The sequence below is a fragment of the Paraburkholderia acidicola genome (genome assembly GCF_002362315.1).
GTDB lineage: Bacteria > Pseudomonadota > Gammaproteobacteria > Burkholderiales > Burkholderiaceae > Paraburkholderia > Paraburkholderia acidicola.
In genome coordinates, this window is record NZ_MTZV01000006.1 from 1,581,367 (window position 1) to 1,605,174 (window position 23,808).

The following is a 23,808-nucleotide window of genomic DNA, read 5'->3' on the forward strand; positions in this document are numbered from 1 at the left end:
CACGCGTGTGGACGACTATGCTTGACTATCGGCGTGGCGACAATCCCGTTGATTCCCCTGGTCAGCTGCGTCTAGCTGCTACGCCTGACGCGTCGCCCCATTACGTGCGATTTGCATCGCTTCGAGCAGCGTCGCGTGGTCGCCGATGTGATTCGCCAGCAGCAGGATCAACTGCGCATTCGTCGACTGGCTCTGGGCATCGTCCAGATCGCGATGCATGTCGATTAGCGCTTCGTAGAAATCGTCGGGGCGCGCGAGGTTCGGTTCAGTGTTGAGCGGCATCCTGGTCTCCTTCTTGTGGGCTACTGCGTGCTGTCCTGCATGCAGAGCGCGCGGTCGAGCGCCTGTTCGATACGGCGTGCATCGATATTTCGCCAGCGCGCGCAGACATGCTGGTCGGGCCGCAGCAGATAGAACGTGCCCGCCGTTGCGTTGTAACGCTCGGCTGCGAGCCCTTCGCTATCGATCGCCACAGTTGCGTAAGGCATACGGCGTGCAAGCGTCGTGACAAGATCGCGTGCGTCCGCACTCACGATCAGCACGAACCGTAAAGGCACGGCCGCATGTTTGAGCACCTGCAATACATGCTGCGTATCGTCGTCGATACCGCCCGCACCGCAGAACAGCAACCCGGTGAACTGCTGACCTAGTTGCGGTAACAACCAGCCGGGCTGTCCGTTGTGCTCGAGCGGCGCATCGCAACACGCGGCGCCCGGCACCATCCGGCCATTGAACGCGTCGCTATCCGGCGTGTTGAGTGTGGAATCGTGCAGCACCGCCGGCACCGACAACCGCCCGCTATTGACGAGCTGCCGCGCAAACGCGTGATCTCGCGCGAGCGTCAGCACGGCATCGCGAAACACGCGGCTGACCGCACTCTTCGGCGTGATGAAATCGGTCGAGTGCGTGGAATGGCGGATGTTCTCGTCGGCGGCGTATTCGCGCTCGGTCGCATAGCTGTCGAGCAGCGCATCGGGCGCGCAGCCTGCCACCACCATCGCGAGCTTCCACGCAAGATTCTCCGCGTCCTGCACGCCGCTGTTCGCACCACGCGCGCCGAACGGCGACACACCGTGCGCGGCATCGCCAGCGAACAGCACGTTGCCGTGACGAAAGCGCTCCATCCGCAGACACGAGAACGTGTACACGCTCACCCACTGCAGTTCGAATTTCGCGTCCGCACCGAGCAGTGCGCGCACGCGTGGAATCACGCGCTCGGGGGTTTTCTCGAGCACCGGGTCTGCGTCCCAGCCGAGTTGAAAGTCGATCCGCCACACGTTGTCCGGCTGACGATGCAGCAGCACCGACTGGTTCGGATGAAACGGCGGGTCGAACCAGAACCAGCGCTCGGTTGGAAAATCCGCTTCCATTTTTACGTCAGCGATCAGGAAGCGGTCCTTGAACGTTCGGCCGCGGCTGTCGAGTCCCATCAGCGCACGCAGTGGACTGCGCGAGCCATCGGCTGCGACGACATAGCGGCCGCGTAGCGCATACGGACCATCGGGTGTATCGACCGTCAGCGTCACGCCTGCGCCCGGCGCACCCGCTTGTTGCAAACCGGTCACGCGATTTTTCCAGCGGATCTCAAGGTTCGGCAGTTCGCGCGCGCGCTCGAGCAGATAGCCTTCGACGTAGTACTGCTGGAGGTTCACGAACGCGGGCCGGTGATGACCGCTTTCCGGCAGCAGATTGAACGTGTAGACGAGATCGTCGCGCAGGAACACCTTGCCGACATTCCAGCTAACGCCCTTGTCGACCATGCGCTGGCCGCAGCCGAGCCGGTCGAAAATATCGAGCGTGCGTTTCGCGAAGCAGATTGCGCGCGAACCCGTCGACAGCGTGCAGTCGTCGTCCACCAGTACGACGGGCACGCGTTGCTGCGCGATATCGATGGCGGTCGCGAGGCCCACCGGCCCCGCGCCGACGACGATCACCGGATGCACCACCGCCTCATCCGCGTCGTGCTGCTGCTCGCGGCCCGGCCGGTATTCGAACGATAGCGCCTGGTAGTCGATGCTCATTGCAGTGTCTCCATCCGTCTCCCGCGCGCTTTGTTTAACCTTGTTCAACCATGCGCGTCGCCTAGCTTTGCAGTGCGCTCCACATATCCTTGTCGCGCTCCGCAGTCCAGATGCGCGGATGCTTGATCCCGCTTGCTTCGTCGAACGCACGCGACACATCGAACGGCAGACAGTGTTCGTAGATGAACACCTGGCCGAACTTCGGATCCATAGCCTTGCGCGCATGCGCCATTGCCGCCTTCAGATCGAGCTGTTGTGCAACCGCTTCACGGCCGCTTTGCAGCAATGTCGTGACGAAATCCTTCGTGTAGTCGAGGCCCTTGTGAACGTCCTGCGGCGTCGTCAGCGCGGGGCCGCGGCCGGGCACCAGCTTGTCCGCACCGAGTGCGCGCAGCGCTTCGAGCGTGGCGGGCCACTGTTCGAGGTGTGCGTCACCGCAATAGCACGCAGCGTCGTACTCGACGAGGTCGCCTGAGAACAGCACCTTCTGCGACGGCAGCCACACGATCGTGTCGCCCTTCGTGTGACCCGCGCCCAGGTGCGCGATACGCACTTCGAGCTTGCCGAGAAACAGCGTGATCTCACGCTCGAACACGAGTGTCGGCCACGTCAGGCCCGGCACGGTTTCGACGCCCGCGAACAGACGCGGAAAGCGCTCGATCTCCGACTTCATATCGGCTTCGCCACGCTCGACGATCATCTCGTAGGTACCGCGGCTCGCGATCACCTGCTGCGCGCCCTCGGCGAAGTACGCGGATGCGCCGAGCACGCGCACCGCGTGGTAGTGCGACAGCACGACGTACTTGATCGGTTTATCGGTGACGGTGCGGATCCTGGCGATCAGGTCCTGCGCCATCGCAGGCGTCGCGGTTGTATCGACGATCAGCACGCCGTCGTCGCCGACGATCACGCCGGAATTCGGATCGCCCTCGGCCGTGTAGGCGTAGGCGTTCTCGGACAGTTGCGTGAACGTGATTTTCTTTTCTTCGAGATCGGCCTGCGATGCGAATGCTTTTGCCATGTCTGCCTCCAGTGGGACCGTGACGGGACGAGACGGCCGGTGGATTGGCAGGCAAGCAGCCTGCGGCATGGCGGGGATTGTCTCGCCCCGCATTGATTGTTTGCTGCTCGGATAGCGGGGTGAAGCCATCTTAGGATGTCGCAAGTTTATTTGTCAATAGCGAAATGTATCGCTATATACAAATCCTGAGCGGCGTACGATGAGGGTCGGGAAGCCGGTCGGCTTCGGCTAACATGGGCGTTTTTTCGAACGGCTGGATGGTTGGGCACAGCGGTGGGCACAGCGACGAGACAGATGACGCAACGTACAGAGAAAGCAGACGCTACTGCGCAGAAACCGCAGCGCGGCATACAGAGCGTGGAAGTCGGCGGCCGGTTGCTCGCTGCGCTGGCGCATGCCCGTGCGCCGCTCGCGCTGTCCGATCTCGCCGCGAGCGCGGCGCTCCCGCCGGGCCAGGCGCATGCATACGCGGTCAGCCTCACGCGGCTGGGGCTCATCAAGCGCGATGCCGTGTCGGGGCGCTACGAACCCGGTCCACTGGCGTTGCGGCTCGGTCTGCTGCATCTCGAACGACAACCGGCGTTTCGCGCGGCGGTGCCGCGCGTCGCGGCACTCGCTGAGGCAGTGGGCTTCAGCATCGCAATCTGCATCGCGGGGCCGCAGGGACCGACGATCGTGCGCTACGAGCACGCAGGGTTTCCGCTGCACGTGAATCTGCATGTGGGCACTGTGATGTCGCTCACGACCACATCGACGGGACGCGTGTTCTGCGCCTGGCTGCCACCACCCAAACTACACGCGATGCTGGCAAACCAGACCGGGCTCACCGATTACCCGGTTCCCACTGCAGAACGCGACGCGTTCGACGCAACGCTCGCTGCAATCCGGCGGCGTGGCATCGAGCGCGGCATCGACGCGCCGAGCCCGGGTATCAGCAGCCTGAGCGCGCCCGTGTGCGACGCCGCGGGCGACCTGCACCTTGCGTTGACCGCGATCGGCCCCACCGGCGCGATCGACGTCACATGGAACGGCGCGCTTGCTCGCGCGTTGCTTGGCACTGCACAGGCCATCGCTGCGGATCTCGCCGCGCTATCACGATCGCCGGCGCTGGAGGCGACGCCATGACGACCGAAGCGATCGACGCATCCACCGCCGATACGAAACCGCAACGCGGTATCCAGTCGCTCGACAGCACCGGTGAGCTGCTCGCCGCTTTAGTAGCGGCCGGCGTCCCGCTCACATTGAGGGATCTCGCCGCGGCCGCCGGGATGCCGCCGGCGAAGGCCTTTCCACATCTGGTGAGCTTGCAGAAGATCGGCTTGCTGAGTCGAGACGCCGACGGCTGCTTCGCGGCCGGTCCGCTTGCGCTCGAACTCGGATTGATCGGCCTGCAGCGTCTGTCGCCGACCCGCGAAGCCGAAGCCGAAGTCGTCGAACTCGCGGCATCGACGGACATGAGCGTCGCCATGGCCGTGCTCGGGCCGCTGGGGCCAACCGTCGTGCGGCTCGAAGAATCGCCGCGGCCGTTGCACGTGAGCCTGCGCGTCGGCACCGTGATGTCGCTCGTCAACACGGCGATCGGTCGTGTGTTCGGCGCTTATATCGCCGACGACGTGCGGCGCGATCTGCTCGGACAAGATGGCTTGCGGCTGGCCGGCGCCGAGCCTGCCGAGATCTTCGCGCAACCGGCCGCGCGCAGCGTGGCCGCGGCACGCCTGCAGCCCGGCTATCTGCAACGGCTTGCGCAAATCCGCGCTAGCGGCATCGACACCGCGCTGAACAAACCGATTCCCGGCATCAATACGCTGGCTGCGCCGGTGTTCGATCACACCGGCAGCATCTGCGTAGTGATCGCCGTGATGGGGCCGGCGGGTAGCTTCGATAGCGATACGGCGGGGCACCCTGCGTTGACGCTGCTTGCCGCGACGCAACGTTTGTCGCACCGGTTTGGTTATATGGCGGCGCCGGCCGGTAGCTAGCGGGGCCGAACAAGATAAGACTCTCAACTTCAACGCAGAGACCCACATGAGCGATCAACCCTTCGGACGCAACCGCCGCGACTTCATGCGCCTCGCCGTCACCGCCGGTGCCACGGCATCGTTGCCGTGGATGCAGCAAGCCGACGCGCAAACGCCCGCCGCACCGACAACCGTGTTGTCGTCGAAAGGCACGCAACTGGTCCTGCTCGGTACGAAGGGCGGTCCGACACCGTCCGACCTGCGCGCAGCACCGGCAAACGTGCTTGTGGTCGATGGTCAGCCGTATGTGGTCGACTGCGGCAACGGCGTCGCATTGCAGCTGACCAAGGCCGGTATCAAGCTGCCAAAGCTGCGCGACATTTTCATCACGCATCATCACTCGGATCACAACGCCGATCTCGGCAACCTTGTGTTTCTCGCGTGGGCCACGGGGCTGCATACGCCAGTTCATCTGTACGGACCGCCGCGCATCACGAAGATGATCGACGACTTCGTCGACATGAACGCGATCGATCTCGACGTGCGCATGCGCGAGGAAGGTCGTCCGCCGTTGCGGCCGCTGATCAACATTCACGAGTTCGACGGGCCGCGCCTCGTGATGGAAGACGAGCGCGTACGCGTAACGTCGACGCTCGTCGATCACTACACGATCAAGCCCGCGTTCGCGTACCGCTTCGAAACGCGCGATCGCACGGTCGTGTTCTCCGGCGACACAACCTACTATCCGGCGCTCGCCGAATTCGCAAAAGGTGCGGACGTGCTCGTCCACGAAGTGATGTATCTGCCCGCGCTAGCCAGGCTGATGAAGAGCGTCGACAACGCACCGACGCTGCTCGACCATCTCGTGAAGAGCCACACGTCGACCGAACAGGTCGGCAAGATCGCGGCTGCGGCAGGCGTGAAGACGCTGGTGCTGAGCCATTTCGTGCCGGGTGGCGACCCCGCGATCACCGACGACATGTGGGCCACCGACGCGCGCCGTCACTTCGATGGCGAAGTGATCGTCGGACGCGATCTGCAGATCATCTAGGCACGAGGTCACGTGACTCAGACGATGCAAGCAACGCACGCCGCAGCCGTTCCGGTCACGCTGCTCACCGGCTTTCTCGGTTCCGGTAAAACGACACTGCTCAACCGGTTGTTGCCGCAACCCGTGCTCGGCCGGTGCGCGGTGGTCATCAACGAGCTGGGTGCGATCGGTCTCGATCATCTGCTCGTCGGCGCGACGCGCGACGATACCATTGCGCTACTCGAAAACGGTTGTCTGTGTTGCGGCGTGCGTGACGGTCTTGCCTCGACGGTTGCGGATCTGCTTGAGAAGCGCGCACGCGGCGACATTCCCGCCTTCGAACGCCTGCTGATCGAGACCACCGGCCTCGCGCGGCCGGGGCCCGTCATCTCACTGCTGCTCGGCGACGAGGCGCTGAGCGAACGCGTGCGGCTCGATGGCATCGTCGCAACCGTCGATGCAAAGCACGGCGCGGCGCAACTTGCGAAGCACGAAGAATCGCGTCAGCAGGTTGCCGTCGCCGACCGCCTGCTGCTCACCAAAGCCGATCTCGCCGACACGGCGGCACTCGCTGCGCTCGAGATCGCGCTCGCCGCGCTGAACCCCGGCGCGCCACGTATCGCGGTGCGCAACGGCGAGATCGATGCGACGCAACTGCTCGACATCCTGACGCCGCGCGCGCTGCGACCGTGGTTGCGCACCGAAGCCGCGCCACGCAAGCTGATGCGCGGCGCGGCAGCGCCTCATGCAATCCACGCGGCCCATCCGGACATCGCAAGCTTCTGCCTGAGCTACACGCAGCCGCTACCGATGCACGCACTCGAAAACGCGCTGACCGTGCTGCTCGGCTATCACGGCGAGCGCATTTTGCGCATGAAGGGCATCGGCAATTTCATCGGCGAAACGCGGCCTGTCGTGTTGCATGGCGTGCAGCAGTGGCTACACGAACCACTACAACTCGACCACTGGCCCGACGACGATCGCACGACGCGACTCGTCTTCATCGTGCAGGACCTCGACGCATCGATCGTCGAGGCGACCATCGCACACTTTCTGCGCGAAGCCGGCGTGGAGTGCGTGGCGACCGTCGATTGAATGCCTGTCGTAGGCATGTCGTAGGCGTTTCGCAGCCGCGCAGCCCGGTATCAATCCCCATTGCCGGCAAATCGAGCTTTATCACCCATGACAAAAGCGTGTAAGTTTGCGGTTACGCCGTATTACACGCGGTCGCGCCGACCCGGCGGCGTCTGACGCGAAATTCGCGTTTTCCGCCGTCAACCTTTGGTAAGGGGTGCCGTTATATATTATCGACCCGGTTGTGGAGTCCCGTTCCCGTACACCCGGCGCCACGTGTCGCGGATTCAGCGCGCCAGCGCGCAAATGCAGGAATCCGGACAAGTTGCGAATGATTCGCGATCCACAACCGCTCGCTTCAACCGGCCGTGCGTCACCTCGTCTTTAACCGGACCGGTCAAACAAAAGAATTCTATGCATGTTCAAAACGCCCGACGCTGGGCCCCGCGGGGAACCCGCCCATGGATCGCCGTGGCGGCCGCGGTCGTCATTGCCGCCGTCGTGCGGCTACTGCTCCACCCGCTGATCGGTCCGGTCATGCCCAGCGCCACGTTCGGTGTCGCCGCCGCGCTGATCGAATACTACTTTGGGCTCGCGCCCGCGGCGACCGTGATGGTGCTCGGCCTCGGCATCGCCGATTACCTGTTCGTGCCGCCGTACGCGCAAATCGACGTGTTCGACCGCCGGGACCTGATCCTCGTGATCTCGTACCCGCTCATCACACTGATCATCATCACGCTGATCGAACGCCTGAGACGGGCGCAATTCCGCGCGGAGCTGATCGCATCGGTCGCGCAATCGCGCTACGAAATGCTGCTGCGGCACGACAACGAGCGCGCTATCGCGCGTCGCGCCGTCGATGAAACCCATCGTCTGCTCCGTCATCTCGCGCAGCACAACAAGGCGTTCATCCTGATCCAGGCGCTCGAGCGCAACGGGGCGGTGGCGATCAACGGTGCCAGCCCACCGGCTATGGCAGGAACGTCCGGCTTGCGGCTTGCACTGCCCAGTGAAATCGCGCCGGGGCCGCGCTATGCCGACGTGCATCCCGAAGACATCCAGCGCTTCTGGAACGGTTTGTGGCCCGGTAGCCATCGGGTTCGTATCGCCTCGACCAACGGCCCGTCGAAACTCGTGGATTGCATCTGCGAACGCTTCACGACGCACGCGGGGGATTTCCTCGTGCTGCGCATCGGAGACTGATCATCGACCGGCCTTCTACTATTTTCAACGCGGGCGACCAGCACGCCGTGCTCCTGCTGCACGGCCTGTCGAGCTCGCCGCTCGAACTGCGCTTTCTCGCGCGATTTCTGCATACCGAAGGATTCACGACCTGTGCGCCGGTGCTCGACGGCTATAGCGCGGGCATGCCGGAACAGCAGATGGAGCGCTGGCTCGACGCCGCGATCGCCGAATACGACGCGCTCGCGAGCCGCTATGCGCGCGTATCGATCTGCGGGCTATCGATCGGCTCGACGCTCGCGCTGGCGCTTGCCCGCCGTCGACCGACCGCACAGGCACTCGTGCTGCTGTCGATCACGCTCGCCTACGACGGCTGGTCGATGCCGTGGTATCGCTTTCTGCTCGACTGGGCGTACTTCACGCCGTTGCGCAAACACTGGCGCTATCGCGAAGCGGCGCCGTTCGGGTTGCGCAACGAAGCGCTGCGCGCAAAGATCGCGCGGGCGATGCAGCGCAGCGACTTCAGCGAAGTAGGACCGTCGACGATCTCGCTGCCCGCATTGCACGAAGCGAGCCGGCTGGTGCGTTGGGTGCGCTCGCAACTAAGCGAGATCCGCAACGACTGCCTGATCATTCACGCCATCGACGACGAAACATCGAGCCCGCGCAACGCGCTCCTCGTGGCCGCCGAAATCGATACGAGCTTTCTGCGCACGATCTGGCTCGACGACTCCTATCACATGATCACCTCCGACAACGAACGCGAAGTCGTTGCGCGCGAAACCGCTGCGTTTCTACGCGAGAGCGAAATGGCGAGCACCGGCGACCACACGAAGACGCCCGTCGTCTCGAAGGCGCTGGCGCGACGGCTGCGGCAGTTGTCGGCGCTTAGCAAGGAACACGCATGATGGTTGTACGCGCTACCTTTTTCTCTTTGCTGCTTGCCGGGCTCACGGGGGTCTCCTGTGGCGCGTATGCGGACGAACCGGCAGGTGCTGTAGCGCCTGCGGGCGTTGCGTCCGATACGGCTGCAAGTGCCACCCCGCCGAGCAAATGGAAGATCGCATTCGGCCCGGGTGTAATCGTCTCGCCCGCGTATCCAGGCTCGAGCAAACTGAAGGTCTATCCGTTCCCCGCACTCGATATCTCCTACGACGACCGATTCTTCTCGCAAGGTCCGGATGTGCTCGGTGTGAACGTGCTGCGCGACCCGAATTACCACATAGGCGCGGCGCTGACCCTCGACTTCCAGTCGCGCAGCGAATCCGACGATCCGCGTCTGCGCGGCCTCGGCGGCGTGCACTGGACCCCGAAACTAAAACTGTTCGGCGATTACACGTGGTGGGCATTTACCGGTTCCGTCGCGATGTATCAGGATATCGGCGGCAACCGGCAGGGCAAGACGATCGTGAGCGATCTATACGCATCGCTGCCACTCGACAGCTGGCTTTTCTCAGTCGGTCCCGGCTTCACATGGGCCGATGCGGAGTACACGCGCACCTTCTTCGGTGTGTCGTCGCAGCAAAGCGCGGCTTCGAAACTGCCGACTTTCGATACCGGCTCCGGCATCCGCGACATCCACATGAACTTCTACGTGAGCCACGATTTCTCGAAGCACTGGACGAGTTCGATCACGGTGGTGGCGGGCCGCCTGCAGCACTACGCCGCCGACAGCCCGATTACTTCGCGGCGCTTTGAGCTTAATTCGCTTGCGTCTGTGAACTACCGTTATTGACACGAGCATCCAGCGTCACGCAATCGCGCCGTCACGCCGATGGAAAACGGGCGCGCATGAAATCGACATAGGCCTGGTCGTCGAGCGTGCGGCGCGCCCGGACATAGCCGCGTGCGTCGTCGCCGACCAGATAACGCAAGCGGTCGCTGCCGTCGGTTGCTGCGCCGTAAATCACCGAGGCGACTTCTTCCGCGGTGATCGTACTCGCCGCCGCCAGGCTCGCGAATGCGGTAGCGGTACGTGCCACAAACGCATCGTAGTCCTTCAATGCGTCGCCGTTCGCGTCGCCCACTGCCGCGCTTTCCGCCGACCGTTCGTTAAAACGCGTGCTCGTCACACCACCATGCGGATCGACGAGCTTCACGCCGATGCCCTGCGATGCGAGTTCGTACGACAGCGCTTCCGTGAATCCCTCAAGTGCGAACTTGCTTGCGCAGTAGAGCGAGATCATCGGTAGCGTGAAGATGCCTGCGCCCGAACCGACATTCACGATCAAGCCGCTCTTGCGTTCGCGGAAGTGCGGCAGCACCGCTCGCGTGACATCCATCACGCCAAATACGTTGACGTCGAACTGCGTCTGGATCTGTTCGCGCGACAGCGCCTCGAACAGCCCGTACTGACCGTAGCCGGCGTTGTTCAGCAGCACGTCGATAGCCCCGAAGCGCTCGATTCCCGCCTCCACCGCGTGACGGATACTGTCCGCGTCCTGCACATCCAGCTTCTCGACCAGCACATTGCTGGACGCCAGCGAGGTGTCCGGACGACGCATCGTTGCCACGACGTTCCAGCCCCGGCTCGCAAACAGCGCCAGGCTGGCACGGCCGATCCCCGACGACGCGCCGGTAATCAGGATGGTCTTGCTCATGATTCGCTTCCTTCAATCGTTGATGAACTGCGAGCAAGGTAGCAACGCATCATCGATGCGACAATACACACCGGGCCGCATGGGTTGATGCAGGAAACAGCACAATGAACCGCACAGCGTTATCCGAACTGAGCGCAGTCGCCGCGGTGGCCGCCCATCGCAGCTTTCGCAGCGCCGCGAAGGAACTGGGCATGTCGCCGTCGGCGCTGAGCCATGCAGTTGCCGCGCTTGAGCAACGTATGGGCGTGCGCCTCTTTCACCGCACCACACGTAGCGTGTCGCTGACCGAAGCCGGCGAGCAGTTTCTCGCGCGCGTCAGTCCCGCGTTGCGCGAGATCCCCGCGGCGATGGACGAAGCGAACACGCATCGCGCAACACCGACGGGCACGCTGCGCATCAATGCATCGGAAGGCGCCGCCACGCGGCTGATGAATCCGGTCGGCTACGAATTCCTGTGCCGCTGTCCCGACATGAAGCTCGACATCGTGACGGATGCGCGGATGGTCGACATCGTCGCCGAAGGTTTCGACGCAGGAGTCCGTCAGATCGGCCAGGTCCCTCAGGACATGATCGCGGTGCCATGCAGTCAGGCGGTGCGATTCGTGGTGGTCGGCGCGCCCGCGTACTTCGCGAAACACAAAAAGCCGCGCGTGCCCGACGATCTGCGGGCACACGTATGCATTCGCGCGCGATTGCCGGGCGGCGCGCCGTACAAATGGGAATTCTGCCGCCGCGGCGAACGCGTGCAGATCGAGGTAAACGGCGCACTGACGCTCGACAGTCCGAATCTGATGCTCGACGCCGCGCTGCACGGCGTCGGCCTTGCGTGGATGAGCGAATGGGCCGTGGCCGCGGAAATCGCGGCCGGGCGGCTGGTTCAGGTGCTCGATGCGTGGTCGGAAGAGGCGCCCGGGTTGTGCCTGTACTACCCGGGGCATCGGCATGTGCCCGCTGGGCTGCGGGCATTTATCGAGGTGGTGCGGGAGTTCAGCGCGGAGGATTTGCAGCGCTTGCGCTGATCATCCAGCAGGCCGCGGTAAAACGCACGTCCGCTCCGTGCACATAAGGATCGAAAGCGCGGCGGACAACGTCGACAACCTGCTTGCGAGTTTGCTCGTCCGCATCCTGCAGGACCAGGCCAACGGGGCCCAGCGTGCTGAAGTAATCGACCAACGCGCTCTCGGGCAACGTGCAATCGACATCGACCGGCCGGATCTCAATCGCGGCCCAACCACTTGCTTCGAGAATCGATGCAACGCGGTGCTGGTCCGCGAACGCGAACTGCCCCGGCGCACCAGGGCGACGAGCGGGAAGGTTCGGCAATAGCGGCGCCGCGGCGCGCTCAGCTGTCGTCATGAACGGATTGTCCGCGGCACCGCGCCAGGCGATGCAGTGAAGTCGCGCGTCATCGGTTGCCGCGCGTCGCAGGTTCGTGAAGGCAATGACTGGGTCGTCGAAGAACATCACGCCGAAGCGCGACATGATCGTGTCGAAGCTGGCGGGATCGAAGGTGTGGCGCTGCACGTCGGCGCGAATGAAGCTTGCTTGCGTTGCTTCCCGTTGGGCGCGCGCCCGGGCGGCTGCGATCATCGGCTCCGAGATGTCGGCACCCGTGCACTGAGCTTTCGTACCGAGCAATCGCGCGACCGCGAGCGTGGTGCCGCCCGTCCCGCAACCGACGTCGAGTACCCGCCGCCCCGCTTCTGCACATACCGCGTCAACGAGCAGGTGTTCGAACGGTTTGAGCATCTGGTCGAGCAACCCTTGCGCGTTGACCCAGGCGCATCCGGCGCGGCCGTTCCAGAACGCCGTCTGCTGGTTATCGGTGTGAGGTGTGTCGCTCATGATCGGTTTCCTCGCTGGGCCTCAAGAGGCGGAAACCAGACTGTGCCGGTTCAAGTCGACTTGAAGTCAAGGGGTAAAAACCAAACCGGAAGCAGCCGCTCTTCAGGCCTCACCCCCCGCCGGCTCCGCTTCATGCCCAAGCCGCGCCTTCGCATGCCGCATCTTCTCCAGCGTCTTCGGCCCAAGCCGCAGCGCAACGCCAATTGCAAGCGCATCCATAATGCACAGATGCACAAGCCGCGATACACCCGGCGTATTTGGATCGATCGGGCTCGGCACGCGCAGCAGCAGCGGAATATCGACGAGCCACGCGAGCCGCGAACCGACGTTGGTCAGCGCAATCGTCGTTGCGCCGCGCTCTTTGGCGATCTGGATGCTTTCGTTCACTTCGACACTGCGCCCCGCGTGCGAAATCGCGAACGCCACGTCACCCGGTTCCATCAGCCCCGCGTAAAGGCGCTGCAGATGACTGTCGCTAAACGCACTCGCCGCGATATCGAGGCGCAAAAAACGCAGCGCGGCATCCTGCGCGACCAGCCCGGAACCCGAGCCAACGCCGAAGAAAAACACGCGCCGCGCATGCGAGAGCGCTGTAATCGCGGCATCGACGGCGACCGGATCAAGCTCGCTGCGTGCATGCGTAATGCCGTCGACAGCCGCCTCGCCCACCTTGTCGAGCAGCGTCTGGGTATCGTCGTCGCGTGCAACCGCCGTCGACGCATACGGCATCCCACCCGCCACGCTCTGCGCGAGCTGCATCTTGAAGTCGCGCAAACCGTGCGCACCGATCGCACGGCAGAAGCGCGTCACCGACGGCTCGGACACGTCGGCACGCTGCGCCAGTTCGGTGATGCTTGCGCGCATCGCGAAGTCGACGTCGGACAGCACCATGTCGGCGACCTTGCGCTCGGCAGGCCGCAACGACGTCAGTGCGCCGCGGATGTGGGGAATCAGATTCGGTGCGGACACCCCTGCGTTCCTTATGGGTTGAGGTCTGGAATCCGCGCGCCGGTCACGGCTTCGACCACGGCGGCGTCAGGCGATTCTGCGTCCGCTCTCCGTATCGAACAGATGAAGATTTCCGGCGGGCAGGCCCAGTGTCACGCGTTGCCCAGGCTCGAACGCCGAGCGCAGACGGCTGGTGACACACCACGTATTGCCGCCGATTTTCCCGTACAGATGCGTTTCCGCACCGGTCGGCTCGACGACCTCGATGTCCATCGCCACAGCAGCTACGCCGGCCGAGCCCTGGTTCGCAAGAGTAATGTCGACGTGTTCGGGCCGCACGCCGAGCGTGCATTTCGTGCCCACCGGTGCGCCCGCTCCGGGCAAGCCGATCTCCGCGCCGTCGCCGAGTTTCAATACTGGACCTTGTGCACCGGATGCCACGACGCCTTCAGCGAAATTCATCGAAGGCGAGCCGAGAAAACTCGCAACGAACAGGTTCGCGGGTCGATCATAAAGATCAAGCGGTCGGCCAACCTGCTCGATGCGGCCAGCGTTCATCACGACGATGCGATCGGCCATCGTCATCGCTTCGATCTGGTCGTGCGTCACGTAGATGATCGTGTTCTTCAACCGCTGATGCAGTGCCTTGATTTCCGTGCGCATCTGCACGCGCAGTTTCGCGTCGAGATTCGACAGCGGCTCGTCGAACAGAAACAGCGACGGTTCGCGCACCACCGCGCGCCCCATCGCGACCCGCTGCCGCTGGCCGCCCGATAAAGCACGCGGCAGACGGTCCAGATAGCCGCTCAGGTTCAGCATCTTCGCCGCGGCCTCGATGCGCGGCTTGAAACTCGTCGGCGATTCCTTGCGGATGCGCGGGCCGAACGCGATGTTCTCGTACACCGACAGATGCGGATACAGCGCGTAGCTTTGAAACACCATCGAGATGTTGCGCTGCTGCGGCGGCAGGCTATTCGAACGCGTGCCGCCGATCAACAGATCGCCGCCGCTGATCTCTTCGAGCCCGGCCACCATCCGCATCAACGTGCTCTTGCCGCATCCTGATGGGCCGACCAGCACGACGAATTCGCCGTCATCGATCGCGAGGTCGATGCCGTGCACGACCTGGGTCTCGCCATAGCGCTTGAAGATGCCGCTCAGTTGCACTGCTGCCATGCTGTCCTCATTACGGTTCTTGCATCGAACGCGGTGTGTTCACCGGGCTCAGATCGATTCGAGCGTCAGTTCCTCGGCCATCGGCCGGTTGCCCGCCATCAGGCCACCGTCGACGGGCAGCGCCACGCCGGTAATCACCCGCGCCTGCGGCGAAGCGAGGAACAGTACGGCGTCGGCGATATCGTCCGGGGTCGCGAAGTCGCCCAGCGGATACCACTTCTTCAGGTCCTCGAAAACCTGCGGATGCTTGTCGACACGCGCCTGCCACGCCCTCGTTTTCACCGTGCCCGGGCAAACGATGTTCGCGCGAATACCGTAGCGACCCAGTTCGATAGCGAGCGCCTTCGTGTAACTGATGAGCCCGGCCTTCGCCGCGCTGTACGCCGGGTGGCCGAGCGCCGCCATACCGTTCACCGAGCCGATCAGCACCAGCGCGCCGCGCTGCCGCTCGATCATCGACTTGCGCACCGACTCGACGACGTAATACGTGCCGTTCAGGTTCAGGTTGATGTCGCGCTGCCAGCTTGCGGCGTCGGTGGTCGCGAGGGTGGGTCGCTGCGCGCCGCCTGCGTTCGCGACCAGTACGTCGACCGGACCGCGCACCGCGACCGCCTCGGCCACTGCGGCCTGCACCGCCGCCGCGTCGCCGATGTCGACCGCAACCGGCGTGACGTGCTCGGCGCCCAACGTCGCCGTGAGTTCGCCGAGCGCCGCGGCGTCGATATCGAGCGCCAGCACCGTGTCGCCTTCCGCCACAAAACGCTTGCACAACACGCTGCCGATCCCGCCGCTTGCTCCCGTTACCAGTACGACACGCTTCATGTCCGTCCTCGTCAAATTACCCGTCAAGCTTGTAAATTTCCAACATATGGGTTAGCGGGCGGTGCGCGGGTGCAACCGCCCCAGTCCGCCACTCCAGCCTTGCAGCGCACAAAATCCCCCTGCTTTTACAGTATCTTATGGCAGAAACGGGTTTGAGAAAAAATATCGACAACCCTACGTGACAAGCTTTTTTTCGTCATGTAGGATTTTTACAAACAACAATTCCAACCCAGCGGCCGGTTGCCGGGCGCAGACCACCCCAAGGAGAGTCGAAATGTCGTTGCATGCACGTGCTTCCCTCGTGCTCGGCAGAATTGCCGTAGCACTTGCATTTGCAGGTATCGCCCATGCGGCGCAGGCCGACACGGTCCGCGTCACCGTCGCCCACTACAGCGATGCGACGGCGCCGTACTTCGAAAAGATCGCCCGTAACTTCGAAAAAGCGAATCCCGGCACCACGATCAAGATCGAGGACGTGAACTGGGACACGCTGCAGCAGAAGCTGCAAACGGACATCTCGGGCGGCGCCAACGCCGATCTGGCGATCGTCGGTACCCGCTGGCTGCTCGATTTCGTGAAGGACGACGTGGCTGAGCCGCTCGACGGCTATATGGACCCGACCTTCAAGGCGCGCTTCATCGGTCCGTTCCTGGCCCCGGGTGAAATCAACGGCAAGGTGTACGGCCTGCCCATCGCTGCCTCGGCCCGCGCGCTGTACTACAACAAGGATCTGCTGGCCAAGGCCGGCTTCCCCGATGGTCCGAAGACCTGGGACGACGTGATCACTGCGTCGAAGAAACTGAAGGCACTGGGCATCGCCGGGTTCGGGCTGCAGGGCAAGGAAATCGAAACCGACGTCTACTGGTACTACGCGCTGTGGACCAACGGCGGCGACGTGGTCGGCAAGGACGGCAAGGCTGCGTTCAATTCGCCAGCTGGCGTGAAGGCGGCGACGCTGTACAAGACGCTGATCGACGACGGTTTGACGCAACCTGGTGTGACCGGCTACAGCCGCGAGGACGTGCAGAATCTGTTCAAGCAGGGCCGTGTCGCGATGGTGATCTCGGCACCGTTCCTCGCCAAGCAGATCAAGAAGGAAGCACCTAACCTCAAGTACGGCATCGATCCGATTCCGATGGGCACGACGCACGCCACCTACGCGGTGACGGATTCGATCGTGATGTTCAAGAACTCGAAGGTGAAGAAGAGCGCGTGGAAGTTCCTCGACTATCTGTTCACGAAGGAACCGCGCGTCGAGTTCACGAGCACCGAAGGCTTCCTGCCTACGACGAAAGCTGAAGCCACCGACCCGGCGTTCAACGATCCCGACACGAAGGCTTTCGTCGCACTGCTGCCGACCGCGAAATTCGCCCCGACCATCACCGGCTGGGAAGATACCGCGAAGGCTGTCTCGAACGCGATGCAGTCGGTCTACCTGGGCAAGGCGAAGCCGGCCGATGCATTGAATGGCGCAGCTACGGAGGCTAACAAGGCACTCGGCCACTAAGACGTTCCGCGTAGTCGCTGCGCGTGAGCCACCGCTGTTCGGTGGTTACGCCCAGTGACCACGATAGCGACATTCGCAACACAGCACCCCGCCCTTCCCGTCGCGCCGACCCATGTTTCACCGGGCCGGCGCTTCCTACGATCGAGCACGCATGAGCCGTCCCCGCAGTACGCCCAGCCGTTCCATCACGCAGCGCCTGTCGGCGCCCTGGTTGCTGATCGCGCCGAGTCTGATTCTCGCGCTCTTTATCATCAGCTATCCGATCTACAACATCGTGTTCCAGTCGCTGCACGAGGTATCGCGCTTCGGTGCGATTCGCGGTTTCAGCGGGCTGCAGAATTTCTACAGCGTGTTCTCCGATCCGGTGTTCGCCGATGCGGCACGGCGCACGATCGTCTGGACCGCGTGTGTGGTCGGCGGCACGGTGCTGGTTTCGGTGCCGGTCGCGCTGGTGCTCAATCAGGATTTTTATGGCCGCGGTGTCGCGCGGACCATCGTGATGCTGCCGTGGTCGGTGTCACTGACGATGACCGCCGTGGTCTGGCGCTGGGCGTTCAACGACGACTACGGCATGGTCAACGTTACGCTGCAGCGGTTGGGATTGATCGGCGGACCGATTCACTGGCTTGCTACACCCGAATTTGCTTTTCCCGTCGAGATCGCCGTCGGCATTCTCGTATCGATACCGTTCACGGTAACGATCCTGCTGGGCGGATTGTCGTCAGTACCAGGCGATATCTACGAAGCGGCGCGCATGGATGGCGCGAGCGCATGGCAGCAGTTCCGCAAACTGACGATGCCGCTGCTGCGGCCGTTCATCAACATGGCGATCCTGCTGAACGTGATCTACGTGTTCAATTCGTTTCCGATCATCTGGGTGATGACGCAAGGCGGCCCGGACAACGGCACGCATATCCTCGTCACCTATCTGTACGAACTCGGCTTCCGGCTCGGCCGGCCTGGCGAGGCAGCCGCCGTATCGCTGATCATGCTGGTCATGCTATTCGCGTTTTCGATGGTGTATCTGCGCATGCTGCCGCAAAAAGAAGGGGACGCCGCATGAGCCTGAAAATGAAACGCACACTGTGGTGCTGGCTCGCGCTGGCACCGCTCGTCGTGCTCGTGCTGTTTCCGTTTGCGGTGATGCTGTTCACTGCCTTGAAACCCGCCGATGAAGTGTTCGTCTATCCGGCGCGCTGGCTGCCGGTGCACTGGCACTGGCAGAATTTCGCCGACATGTGGGTCGCAGCGAATTTCGGCATCGCGCTGCGCAACAGCGCGGTGATCAGCGTGCTGTCGACATCGCTGGCACTCGCCGTAAGTCTGCCCGCCGCGTATGCGCTCGCGCGTTTCCCGTTTAGCGGGCGCAGTGCTTACCGGCAGTTCCTGCTCGTCACGCAGATGCTGTCACCGATCCTGCTGGTGGTCGGCCTGTTCCGGCTCGCCGCGATGATCCCGTACGGCGATGGCAACCTGGTCGATTCGAAGATCGGTGTGATCGTCTCGTACGCAGCGTTCAACATTGCGTTCGCAGTGTGGATGCTGTCGTCGTATTTCCAGACTGTGCCGCGCGATCTCGAAGAAGCGGCGTGGCTTGAAGGATGCGGTCGTACGCGTGCGGTGTTCAAGGTGTTCTTGCCACTTGCAGTGCCGGCGATCGTCGTGACCGCGATCTTCACGTTCATCAATGCGTGGAACGAGTTCGCCGTGGTGTACACGCTGATCCGTTCGCCGGAGAACAAGACGCTTACCGTCCAGGTGACCGATATGGTGGCGGGGAAATATACGGTGGAGTGGCACCTCGTGATGGCCGCCACGCTGTGCGCGACGTTGCCGGTTTCGGTTGTGTTCGCGTGGTTGCAGCGATATATGGTGAAGGGGCTGGCGTTGGGGGCGGTGAAGTGAGCATTACCGCTCCTTCCTCTGCGCCTCCACCGTAACGATCCAGCAGATCACCGCACCCGCAGCCCAGGCGCACGCGAACATCAATTCGACATCCAGCAGGCTTTGAAAATTTTCCGCGTTTTCGAAACTGCATGTCTTGTGCGTCTGGAACTGGATGCACCCCGCCTGCATGTCCTGAAAGACCGCAAACAGTTTATACAGACCCCATGCCGTGAATGTCAGGGCAAGGAGAGCGAGCTTCTTCGATTTTTTCATCGCACGTTCCGTAGGTCTGGTCCAGCAAGATAACACTCCGCCGTGTCGAAGCGCTCACGCGCGGTCGAACTTCAACTGGCCAGGAATCGCGTACACGACGGATTTGTACTTCGGTGTCTCGCGACTCTCCACGACAACCCCGCCGAGTGATTCCGCAATGCGTCGGCTCGGGTAGTTGTCTTCGGCCACCGGATAGACAAAGCTCGCGGTACGCAATGTCCGGCTTGCCCATTGCGCCACGAGCGTCACCGCTTCACAGCCGAAGGCTTCCTTATGACGATCTTCGCGAATCCAGACGCCCAGTTCCGGGCTGACATCGCGCAGGCGATGAAGTCCGACCAGTCCAAGGAATCCTCCGTCGTCGCGATGACGGATGGCGAAAACCACCTCGGTGCCTTCATCGATTGATTGCAACCATGCCTGCCAGACACGCTCGAATTCCTCACGGCTAGCGGGCGGATCCCATGCCATGAAACGCGTCAGCGAGGGCGTGATGCACTGAAACGCCGGATCGGCATCGGTGGCCGAGAATGGTCTGATCGAAAGCCGCGGGGACTCGATGTGGATTTCGTGCAGGTGCGGCACCATCTTTTGTTCCTCGATCTATTTGAAGGTCACTGGCAGTGCGGTCTGCACGAAGGCGATCCGCACTGTCAGCTAACCAACCCCTGGCATATTCCCGCTGTTCAAAGCCGAACGATAGACAGGGCAAACTCCAGGGCTACGCTCGTTCAGGTTTTACAGCCCGAGCATCTGTTTCAGTTGCAACATCTCCTGCTGCCACGCCTGCTGCAAATGCGGCTTTTGATGTTTTGGCTTGCGCGCCAGGTCTGCGGCCAACCAGTCTTCCAGTTCGCACAAACGCTGCCATTGCAACTCGGCCTCACTGTCGGTGGATGGCTCGCCAGCGTGAACCGGTGCTGTAGCGGGAGCAACCCCGGACACCGGTACATCATCACGCGCCGTGAACAGATCCTGATACGCCCTCGCCGCATCCGGCCACTCCTGCAACCGACCGTTATTGATCGCCCAAAAGCGATTGCAACTGTGCTCGATCAACTCGCGGTCGTGCGAAACCAGTATAAAACCGCCCGCAAACTCAGCCAGCGCAACGGCCAGTTCATGTTTGCCTTCCATGTCCAGGTGGTTGGTCGGTTCATCGAGCCACCACAAGTGATAACTGGCCATCGATAGCGCGAGAAACAGTAGACGTGCCCGCTCGCCGCCACTAAGCGTCGCCACGGTCTGGCTGTGCCGCGAATAGGCAAACCCCGCGGCGATCAATGCCTGTCGTCGCTCCCTGTCGCCCACCGGAGCAAACTTGTAGAGCGCATCGGGTAGCGTCGCGTTGTCGTCCAGTTGCTGCAACGACTGATCGTAGTACGCAATGCGCGCCGCGGGATGAAAACGCCAGCCGTGGCGCGCTTCACCTTGCTGCACATCGCTCCAGCACTGGCGCAACAACGACGACTTGCCGGTGCCGTTGCTGCCCAGAAGCGCGACCTTGTCACCGGGCCGCAGCCACAAGTGATCGATCTCAAACAACAACGGCTGCCCGGGTTGCGCGCGCACCTGCAAGCCTTCGAATGCGAGCAGACGGTCGGCCGCCAGCGGTCTGCCCTGCAATTTCAGGCGCCAGGGGCTACCGCGGCTGACGAACGTTTGATCGTCTTTCAGCTTATCGACGCGCCGTTGAATGGACTTCGCCTGGCGCAGCAGTTTCTCGTTGTCGTGCTCACGGCCCCATATCGCCAGACGTTTGCTGCTGGCAGCGAGGCGGTCGATTTCCTTTTGCTCGCCGGCATGGCGCGCCTGCGCGGCCACGTCAGCCTCGGCCAGCGCAGTCAATGCCCGGCTACACGGCATATCGAAGCTGTACAACCGCCGATCGCGCAGGATCCAGCTCTTGTCGCTGAGCGTGTCCAGCAGTCGCGGATCGTGGGACACCAGAATGAAACCGCCCTGCCAGCGGCGCAGAAAATCTTCGAGCCACAGTAGCGAAGGCAGATCCAGATGGTTGCTCGGCTCATCGAGTAACAGCAAGTTCGGCTCGAGTAACACAGCGCGCCCCAACAGCAAACGGGTGTGCTGACCACCGCTCAGGCTGGACACCACCGTGTGTGCTTCCGCCGATAACGCCAGTTCGTCCAGCAGGCTATCGACGCGCCAATGCTGCGCCGGTTGTGCGCTAACAACCTGCAGCAATGCATCGCGTGTCGTTAGACCAGCCAGTCCCGGTGGCAGATGCTGCTCGACGTGCTGCAGGCGACACTGCCCCGCGTACTGCACGCTGCCAGCACTGGGCTCGCGACTGCCGGCCAGGATGCCGAGCAAACTGCTCTTGCCACAGCCGTTGTGGCCCAACAGGCCGATGCGGTCACCGAGTTTTACGGTAAAGGAAAGATCGTGAAACAGCGGACCGTGAACGGTGTCCAGCTGCAGGGAAAGTGCGGAAATCAGGGTTGTCATGCTCTTGCTCGCGTTTCATTGGGACGTGCTTGTCCCTGTCAACAGGAGCGCTGGCGACAACGGTAGAGTCGAGAAAGGACTCGGGAGGGTGGAGTGGGCTTTGCTCTGACCGGGTTATCGCAGCGCGATGGAACTCAGGCAAGAGCGGGTAAATGTGCTGGACAGATGTGCCAACCACAGTGGGCGCACGAGCAAAACCATATTTACCTCCTTTTTAAAAAAGAGTGAGAAGTGCGCGGGAGTTTAACCCCGCTCGGGGCCTGCATACAAGTTGCTGGCGCAACCGTACCTGACGCTGCGGGAGTTCCGGCTAGGAAACAACGACCGTAAACTCGACTCCCGATTCGAAGTCCAGGGTCGTGCTGGAAAAACGTGGGTTGTGCTCGAGGTAGTGCTTGTAGGCCTGTACGGCGTCTTCGGCGGTGTACATATTGTCGGCAAGCACGATCGATCCCGGCCGCAGAAGAGGCTCGACTTGCCTGAAGAGACGCAGATACGCATCGGCCCAGATGTCGATAAACACGATGTCGAAGGTTCCGTCCAGTTCCGCGACAGTCTCGAACACATCGCCTTCGCGAAGATCGACATACGACTCGACGCCTGCGGTCCGGATATGTTCGCGAAGCTGGGCACACTTTGCAGCGTCGCGTTCGGTGGCGATGACGGTCCCGCTACCCAGCGTGCGCAACGCCTCGGCGAAATACAGTGTCGACACGCCGCAGGAACTGCCGAGTTCGAGGATTCTCGACGGCCGGTGCGCAAGCACCATGTTGCGCAGGAACTGTCCCATGCCCGCGGATATCGCCAGCAACAGCTCGACGCCTTGCGAGGATTCCGCATCCTCGCTCGATAAACCGTTTTCGCGCAGAAACCTGCCGCGTAGTCGCGGCACAAGCGCACTGTATTGCTCCGCAAGGTCTGCGAGTTCTTCGCTTGATCCGTGGAACTGTGCGCGCGCACGGGCCATCGTTTCAGCGGTGCTCTGTTCGTGAAGTCGATTCAGAAGCGCAGTGCCTGGTGATGGCATGTCCTCTCCCTGTCAGATCGGTGGCGTTGATCGGTTGTCACCGTGAGGACGTCCTGAAACCGCGAATATTGTGGCCGGCCTACTGAAACGCGGCGACAAGATAATCGATGAGCACCCTCACCCGCATCGGCACGCGACGGCCCGCCGCATAGACGAGATGGATGGGTACCCGCTCCGGCTGCGCTTCCGGTAGCAGTACCTGAACCTGGCCGGAACGGATCTCTTCTGCCAGCAGCCAGAACGGCGCCTGAGAAATACCCAGGCCGCACAGTACAGCGGCGCGAATATGCTCGGCGTCGCCGGTCAGCAGCGAACCGTGCGGAACGTAGGAGACGGTTTCGCGCCCGACCTTGAGTGACCAGGGGTAACGTTCACGGCCTTTCGCAAAGACAATGCAGGTGTGCGTGTCCAGATCCGCGATGCGAGCCGGCACACCTTTCGCGGCAAGATACTCAGGGGTGGCCACCAGGACGAAATCGGTCTCGGACAACTTCCTCGCCGTGAGCGAAGAGTCCACCAGTTGCCCGTGGCGAATAGCCAGATCGACACCCTCTCCCACCAGGTCGACCTGGCGCTCCGATACCGACAGTTCGATCGAGACATCCGGATACCGTCGAAAGAACTCGGGAAGTAGCGGCGTAATGCAAAGCCGGCCATGCGCCGGCGCGGTATTGATCCTGATCAGCCCGCGTGGCAATTGCTGGCGCTCGCCAACGGAAGACTCGATCGCGTCGAAATCGTCCACCCATTGCTTGGCCGACTCGTAGAACGTCTGCCCCGCTTCCGTGATCACGACGCGGCGCGAGGTACGCAAAACCAGTTGAGCGCCCAGATGCCGTTCCAGCGCAACGATCTGCTTGCTGACGGCAGGCTGTCCGATCCCCTCCTCGCGCCCCACGGCAGAAAAGCTGCCGCGTTCGACAAGGCGCACAAACAGGCGAATTGCATCCAGTCGGTCCATGTATGGC

The 23,808-nt window shown here is 62.7% G+C and carries 24 protein-coding genes; 11 read left to right on the top strand and 13 right to left on the bottom strand.

Annotation, left to right across the window (positions count from 1 at the left end; translation table 11 throughout):
- Positions 1–78: 78 nt before the first annotated feature.
- The 3 genes from BWP39_RS25745 to BWP39_RS25755 all read right to left on the bottom strand — a co-directional run bounded on the left by BWP39_RS25745 (position 79) and on the right by BWP39_RS25755 (position 3,042).
- Positions 79–282 carry a DUF2783 domain-containing protein gene (locus BWP39_RS25745; protein WP_096725079.1) on the bottom strand — a complete coding sequence of 68 codons (204 nt, stop codon included), beginning with the start codon at positions 280–282 and terminating at the stop codon, positions 79–81.
- Positions 283–302: 20 nt separating this feature from the next.
- Positions 303–2,021: an FAD-dependent oxidoreductase gene (locus BWP39_RS25750; protein WP_096725080.1), complete on the bottom strand. Its 1,719-nt coding sequence runs from the start codon at positions 2,019–2,021 to the stop codon at positions 303–305.
- Between the two features lie 61 nt (positions 2,022–2,082).
- A complete protein-coding gene (locus BWP39_RS25755; RefSeq protein WP_096725081.1) occupies positions 2,083–3,042 on the bottom strand; it encodes an MBL fold metallo-hydrolase in 960 nt (319 codons plus the stop codon).
- Between the two features lie 294 nt (positions 3,043–3,336).
- Between BWP39_RS25755 and BWP39_RS25760 the strand changes: the two genes are divergently transcribed.
- From BWP39_RS25760 to BWP39_RS25790, 7 genes are all read left to right on the top strand, one after another.
- Positions 3,337–4,167 (top strand): IclR family transcriptional regulator, encoded by an 831-nt coding sequence (locus BWP39_RS25760; RefSeq protein ID WP_096726173.1) that lies wholly within the window; start codon positions 3,337–3,339, stop codon positions 4,165–4,167.
- Complete coding sequence (locus BWP39_RS25765) at positions 4,164–5,021, top strand: IclR family transcriptional regulator (RefSeq protein ID WP_096725082.1); 858 nt, start codon at positions 4,164–4,166, stop codon at positions 5,019–5,021. Before BWP39_RS25760 ends, BWP39_RS25765 begins: the two co-directional genes overlap by 4 nt.
- 46 nt (positions 5,022–5,067) lie before the next feature.
- The gene (locus BWP39_RS25770; protein ID WP_207557097.1) at positions 5,068–6,051 is read left to right on the top strand and encodes an MBL fold metallo-hydrolase; all 984 of its coding nucleotides are present in this window, start codon (positions 5,068–5,070) and stop codon (positions 6,049–6,051) included.
- A 12-nt stretch (positions 6,052–6,063) separates the two neighbouring features.
- Positions 6,064–7,125, top strand: a complete 1,062-nt coding sequence (locus BWP39_RS25775) for a CobW family GTP-binding protein (RefSeq protein WP_133116940.1) — start codon at positions 6,064–6,066, stop codon at positions 7,123–7,125.
- Positions 7,126–7,518: 393 nt separating this feature from the next.
- Positions 7,519–8,307, top strand: a complete 789-nt coding sequence (locus BWP39_RS25780) for a DUF4118 domain-containing protein (protein ID WP_096725084.1) — start codon at positions 7,519–7,521, stop codon at positions 8,305–8,307.
- The gene (locus BWP39_RS25785) at positions 8,307–9,194 is read left to right on the top strand and encodes an alpha/beta hydrolase (RefSeq protein WP_328590133.1); all 888 of its coding nucleotides are present in this window, start codon (positions 8,307–8,309) and stop codon (positions 9,192–9,194) included. Before BWP39_RS25780 ends, BWP39_RS25785 begins: the two co-directional genes overlap by 1 nt.
- A complete protein-coding gene (locus BWP39_RS25790; RefSeq protein WP_207557100.1) occupies positions 9,191–10,021 on the top strand; it encodes a MipA/OmpV family protein in 831 nt (276 codons plus the stop codon). The genes BWP39_RS25785 and BWP39_RS25790 overlap by 4 nt, the downstream gene beginning before the upstream one ends.
- A 31-nt stretch (positions 10,022–10,052) precedes the next feature.
- On the opposite strand, the gene BWP39_RS25795 is transcribed toward BWP39_RS25790, so the two are convergent.
- The gene (locus tag BWP39_RS25795) at positions 10,053–10,886 is read right to left on the bottom strand and encodes an SDR family oxidoreductase (RefSeq protein WP_096725086.1); all 834 of its coding nucleotides are present in this window, start codon (positions 10,884–10,886) and stop codon (positions 10,053–10,055) included.
- Between the two features lie 104 nt (positions 10,887–10,990).
- Between BWP39_RS25795 and BWP39_RS25800 the strand changes: the two genes are divergently transcribed.
- Positions 10,991–11,905, top strand: coding sequence for a LysR family transcriptional regulator (locus tag BWP39_RS25800; RefSeq protein WP_096725087.1), 915 nt, complete (start codon positions 10,991–10,993; stop codon positions 11,903–11,905).
- Here BWP39_RS25800 and BWP39_RS25805 read toward each other — a convergent pair.
- From BWP39_RS25805 to BWP39_RS25820, 4 genes are all read right to left on the bottom strand, one after another.
- Positions 11,874–12,731, bottom strand: a complete 858-nt coding sequence (locus BWP39_RS25805) for a class I SAM-dependent methyltransferase (protein ID WP_096725088.1) — start codon at positions 12,729–12,731, stop codon at positions 11,874–11,876. The two genes, BWP39_RS25800 and BWP39_RS25805, sit on opposite strands and share 32 nt — an antisense overlap.
- A gap of 102 nt (positions 12,732–12,833) precedes the next feature.
- Positions 12,834–13,700: a MurR/RpiR family transcriptional regulator gene (locus BWP39_RS25810; protein WP_096725089.1), complete on the bottom strand. Its 867-nt coding sequence runs from the start codon at positions 13,698–13,700 to the stop codon at positions 12,834–12,836.
- Between the two features lie 66 nt (positions 13,701–13,766).
- Positions 13,767–14,855, bottom strand: coding sequence for an ABC transporter ATP-binding protein (locus BWP39_RS25815; protein WP_096725090.1), 1,089 nt, complete (start codon positions 14,853–14,855; stop codon positions 13,767–13,769).
- Positions 14,856–14,903: 48 nt separating this feature from the next.
- Positions 14,904–15,677, bottom strand: a complete 774-nt coding sequence (locus tag BWP39_RS25820; RefSeq protein WP_096725091.1) for an SDR family oxidoreductase — start codon at positions 15,675–15,677, stop codon at positions 14,904–14,906.
- Between the two features lie 274 nt (positions 15,678–15,951).
- Here BWP39_RS25820 and BWP39_RS25825 point away from each other — a divergent pair, with 274 nt between their 5' ends.
- The 3 genes from BWP39_RS25825 (at position 15,952) to BWP39_RS25835 (ending at position 19,089) form a co-directional block, all read left to right on the top strand.
- Complete coding sequence (locus BWP39_RS25825) at positions 15,952–17,184, top strand: ABC transporter substrate-binding protein (RefSeq protein WP_096725092.1); 1,233 nt, start codon at positions 15,952–15,954, stop codon at positions 17,182–17,184.
- Positions 17,185–17,335: 151 nt separating this feature from the next.
- Positions 17,336–18,247 (top strand): carbohydrate ABC transporter permease, encoded by a 912-nt coding sequence (locus BWP39_RS25830; protein WP_096725093.1) that lies wholly within the window; start codon positions 17,336–17,338, stop codon positions 18,245–18,247.
- On the top strand, positions 18,244–19,089 hold the full coding sequence (locus tag BWP39_RS25835) for a carbohydrate ABC transporter permease (protein WP_096725094.1): 846 nt from the start codon (positions 18,244–18,246) through the stop codon (positions 19,087–19,089). Before BWP39_RS25830 ends, BWP39_RS25835 begins: the two co-directional genes overlap by 4 nt.
- 3 nt (positions 19,090–19,092) lie before the next feature.
- Here BWP39_RS25835 and BWP39_RS25840 read toward each other — a convergent pair whose 3' ends face one another.
- The 5 genes from BWP39_RS25840 to BWP39_RS25860 all read right to left on the bottom strand — a co-directional run bounded on the left by BWP39_RS25840 (position 19,093) and on the right by BWP39_RS25860 (position 23,801).
- Entirely contained in the window at positions 19,093–19,344 is a 252-nt protein-coding gene (locus BWP39_RS25840; protein WP_096725095.1) for a hypothetical protein, read from the bottom strand.
- 54 nt (positions 19,345–19,398) lie between these two features.
- Positions 19,399–19,932, bottom strand: a complete 534-nt coding sequence (locus BWP39_RS25845) for a GNAT family N-acetyltransferase (protein WP_096725096.1) — start codon at positions 19,930–19,932, stop codon at positions 19,399–19,401.
- Between the two features lie 150 nt (positions 19,933–20,082).
- The gene (locus BWP39_RS25850) at positions 20,083–21,813 is read right to left on the bottom strand and encodes an ABC-F family ATP-binding cassette domain-containing protein (protein ID WP_096725097.1); all 1,731 of its coding nucleotides are present in this window, start codon (positions 21,811–21,813) and stop codon (positions 20,083–20,085) included.
- A 310-nt stretch (positions 21,814–22,123) separates the two neighbouring features.
- The gene (locus BWP39_RS25855) at positions 22,124–22,840 is read right to left on the bottom strand and encodes an O-methyltransferase (RefSeq protein WP_096725098.1); all 717 of its coding nucleotides are present in this window, start codon (positions 22,838–22,840) and stop codon (positions 22,124–22,126) included.
- 79 nt (positions 22,841–22,919) lie between these two features.
- The gene (locus BWP39_RS25860; protein WP_096726176.1) at positions 22,920–23,801 is read right to left on the bottom strand and encodes a LysR family transcriptional regulator; all 882 of its coding nucleotides are present in this window, start codon (positions 23,799–23,801) and stop codon (positions 22,920–22,922) included.
- Positions 23,802–23,808: the final 7 nt, after the last annotated feature.